At 63.4% G+C, this 3,960-nt stretch carries 3 protein-coding genes and 1 pseudogene; all 4 read left to right on the forward strand.

Translation table 11 applies throughout. The features are described 5' to 3' along the window. Positions 1-145, forward strand: a pseudogene (locus HX846_RS33235) (GntP family permease); the annotation flags it as partial. A gap of 7 nt (positions 146-152) precedes the next feature. Next, entirely contained in the window at positions 153-926 is a 774-nt protein-coding gene (locus tag HX846_RS33240; RefSeq protein WP_008436986.1) for a 3-hydroxybutyrate dehydrogenase, read from the forward strand. 169 nt (positions 927-1,095) lie between these two features. Next, entirely contained in the window at positions 1,096-3,054 is a 1,959-nt protein-coding gene (locus HX846_RS33245; protein WP_178967053.1) for an acetoacetate--CoA ligase, read from the forward strand. 135 nt (positions 3,055-3,189) lie between these two features. Continuing rightward, the coding region (locus HX846_RS33250) for a PAS domain-containing protein (RefSeq protein ID WP_178967054.1) at positions 3,190-3,960 on the forward strand (771 nt) is incomplete at its 3' end.

Here is a 3,960-nt window from a genome sequence, read left to right on the forward strand (position 1 = left end):
CCACAACGGCGCCGTGATCACGCTGCTGGCGGTCACCGGGCTGACCCACCGCGAAGCCTATAAAGATATTTTCGGCATCACGATCATCAAGACCCTCGCGGTGTTCGTGGTGATTGGTACTTTCTACGCCACCGGCATTGTGTGAGGTTGATATGACGACATTGAACGGCAAGACCGCCCTGGTCACCGGTTCCACCAGCGGCATCGGCCTGGGCATTGCCCTGAGCCTGGCCAAGGCCGGCGCCAACCTGATCCTCAACGGCTTCGGCGATGCCAGCGCGGTGATCGCCCAGGTGCAGGCCTTCGGCGGCAAGGTCGGGCATCATCCGGCCGACGTCAGCGACCCGGCGCAGATCGCCGAGATGATCGCCTACGCCGAGCGCGAGTTTGGCGGCATCGACATTCTGGTGAACAACGCCGGGATCCAGCATGTGGCGCCGGTGGACGAATTCCCGGTGGAGCGCTGGGATTCGATCATTGCGATCAACCTGTCGTCGGTGTTCCACAGCACGCGTTTGAGCCTGCCGGGCATGAAAGCCAAGGGTTGGGGGCGGATCGTCAATATCGCCTCGGTGCATGGGCTGGTGGGTTCGGTGGGCAAGGCGGCTTACGTCGCTGCCAAGCACGGGGTGATCGGGCTGACCAAGGTGGTGGGCCTGGAGACCGCCCAGAGTAATGTCACCTGCAATGCCATCTGCCCGGGCTGGGTGCTGACGCCGCTGGTGCAGAAGCAGATTGATGACCGCATTGCCAGCGGGGTTGACCCGCAGCAGGCGCAGCAGGATTTGCTGGCGGAGAAGCAGCCTTCGCTGGAGTTCGTGACACCGCCGCAATTGGGGGAGCTGGTGCTGTTCCTGTGCAGCGAAGCCGGCAGCCAGGTGCGGGGCGCGGCGTGGAATATCGACGGTGGCTGGCTGGCCCAGTAAACGACGATTCCCAAGACACCGCAGCTCAAATGTGGGAGCGGGCTTGCTCGCGAATGCGGTGTATCAGTTAACACATCTGGAACTGACCCACCGCATTCGCGAGCAAGCCCGCTCCCACATTTTGATCGGTGTCGTTAGATAGATCAGATAATAAAAAAGAGATTTCCTTATGTCCGAAATATTCTGGCAACCCTCCCCCGAACGCATCCACAACACCCGGATGGATCAGTTCCGGCGCTTCATCAATGATCGCCATGCCTTGCAGATCAGCGACTACCCGGCCCTGCACCAGTGGAGCATCGACCAGCGCCCGGACTTCTGGCAGTCGATTGTCGAGTTTTTTGAGGTGCAGTTCCGCACGCCGCCCAGCGCGGTGCTGATCGAAGACGCCGAGATGCCCAGCGCCCAGTGGTTTCCCGGCGCTACCCTGAACTTTGCCGAACACCTGCTGCGCCGCCGCGACGATCACCCCGCCGTGGTCGCGATCAGCGAAGACGGCCAGCGCGAGCAATTGACCTACGCCGAACTGGCCCGCCATGTCGCCGGCCTGCAACGCAGCCTGCGGGCGGCCGGCGTGGGCGTGGGGGACCGGGTGGCCGCGTGCATGCCCAACACCTGGCAAACCCTGGTGGGCATGCTCGCCACCACCAGCCTCGGCGCCATCTGGTCGTGCTCCTCGCCGGACTTCGGCACCCAGGGCGTGATCGACCGCTTCGGCCAGATAGAACCCAAGGTGCTGATCACCTGCGCCGGTTACCGCTACGCCGGCAAGCTCATCGACCAAAGCAGCAAGCTCAATGAAATCCTCGAACGGCTGCCGTCCCTGCAACAGCTGATCATCGTGCCCTATGCCCGCCCGCAGGCGCGTCCCGAGGAGTATCAGACCCGGGCCAACGTCGCGCTCTGGAACGACTTCTACAGCCCCGGCGGTGAGCCCGATTTCGTCGCCGTGCCCTTCGATCATCCGCTGTACATCCTCTATTCCAGCGGCACTACCGGCGTGCCCAAGTGCATCATCCACGGCACCGGCGGCGTGCTGCTCACCCACCTCAAGGAACACGGCCTGCACGCCGACCTGTCGCGGGACGACTGCCTGTTCTACTACACCACCTGCGGCTGGATGATGTGGAACTGGCTGGTGTCGGTACTGGCCATCGGCGCCACGGCGGTGCTGTATGACGGCTCGCCGTTTCACCCCGGGCCGGAACGCCTGATGGACCTGATCGACCAGGAAAAAATCAGCGTGTTCGGCACCAGCCCCAAGTTCCTCGCCACCCTGGAGAAGGCCGGGCTGCAACCGCGGCTGAGCCATGACCTGGGCAGCCTCAAGGTCCTGATTTCTACCGGCTCCCCGCTGTCGCCCCAGAGCTACGACTACGTGTACCGCGAGATCAAGCCCGAGCTATGCCTGTCGTCGATGTCGGGTGGCACCGATATCGTGTCCTGCTTCGTGATCGGCAACCCGGTGCTGCCGGTGCGCCGTGGCGAGATGCAGTGCAAGAGCCTGGCAATGGCTATCGAAGTGTGGGACGACCAGGGCCACCCGCTGGTGGGCGAAAAAGGCGAACTGGTGTGCACCCGGCACTTCCCCGCAATGCCTATCGGTCTGTGGAATGACCCGCACCAGGAAAAACTGCGGGCCTCGTATTTCAGCCAGTTCCCCGGCGTGTGGGCCCAGGGCGACTACGCCGAACAGCGGCCCAATGGCAGCCTGCTGATCCATGGCCGCTCGGATGCGGTGCTCAACCCCGGAGGGGTGCGCATCGGCACCGCGGAGATCTACCGCCAGGTGGAAAAAGTGCCTCAGGTCCTGGAAAGCCTGGCCATCGGCCAACGCTGGCAGGATGACGTGCGGGTGGTGCTGTTTGTGCGCCTCAACGATGGCATCGAACTGGACGACGGCCTGGAGCAGCAGATCCGCCAGGTGATCCGCGCCAACACCACGCCGCGCCACGTGCCGGCGAAGATCCTCGCGGTGACGGATATCCCGCGCACCATCAGCGGCAAGATCGTCGAGCTGGCGGTGCGCAACGTGGTGCATGGCGAGGCGGTCAAGAACACCGACGCACTGGCCAACCCCGAGGCGCTGGAGCAATTTCGTGATCGCCCGGAGCTGGCAGAAAGATGAAACGTTTTAGCCTTTAAGCACTCATTTGAAGACAAACCCCTCAAGCATGCTATTTTTCGAGGGTGGAAAGCCGGCCCCGGGTCGCGGGATAATCGGCTTTTGTCATTCTTCAAGCGTTACGCGCAGGGCATTTACATGAACGTATCACCCACCGGCAGCGAGGCCGCAGCACTGATTGCGCGGCTGGACTGGGCACGAAGCCCCCTCGGTGACGCCATTGATTGGCCGCAAAGTCTCCGTACCGCCGTCGACATCGTGATCCATTCACCGATGCCGATGCTGTTGCTGTGGGGCGCCGAACTCACCCAGATCTACAACGATGGCTTCGCGATGCTGGCGGGCAACAAGCATCCTGGCGCCTTTGGCCAGCCTGCCGACCTGATCTGGCCGGAGCTGAAGCCGTTCACCGATCCGATCTACAGCGCCGTCTTCGCGGGCCAGGTGCGCACGTTCACCGAGCAGCGTTTCGTGCTGCAACGCAATCACCGCGACACCGAGATCTGGCTCGACCTGACCTACAGCCCGATCCGCGACGAGCGTGGCGAGGTCGCCGGGATCCTGATTACCGCCATCGAAACCAACGAGCGCCGGCGCATCGCCCTGGAACTGCAGCAGCGCACCGAGAACAGCCTCAAGGCCCAGCGCAACACCGAGCAGCGCCTGCAGTTGGCCCTGGCCGCCACCGATGCCGTGGGCACCTGGGACTGGGATATCGGCGAAGACCGCTTTATCGCCGACGCCCATTTCGCCCAATTGCACGGTGTTGACCCGTGCGACGCCGACCTGCTGCCCATCAGCGACTACCTGCAAGGCGTGCACCCCGAAGACCGTGGCATGGTGGCCCGCAGCATCAAGCACTGCATCACCCACGGCACCGAGTACGCCGAGGAATACCGCCTGCAGCGC

Origin of the sequence: Pseudomonas sp. K5002 (assembly GCF_013386655.1) — a bacterium.
In the GTDB taxonomy this organism is placed as follows: Bacteria; Pseudomonadota; Gammaproteobacteria; order Pseudomonadales; family Pseudomonadaceae; genus Aquipseudomonas.

Bases quoted from the DNA above. Each gene is read 5' to 3' on its own strand.
- HX846_RS33240 (WP_008436986.1), top strand. From the start codon at position 153: ATGACGACATTGAACGGCAAGACCGCCCTGGTCACCGGTTCCACCAGC.
- HX846_RS33245 (WP_178967053.1), top strand. From the start codon at position 1,096: ATGTCCGAAATATTCTGGCAACCCTCCCCCGAACGCATCCACAACACC.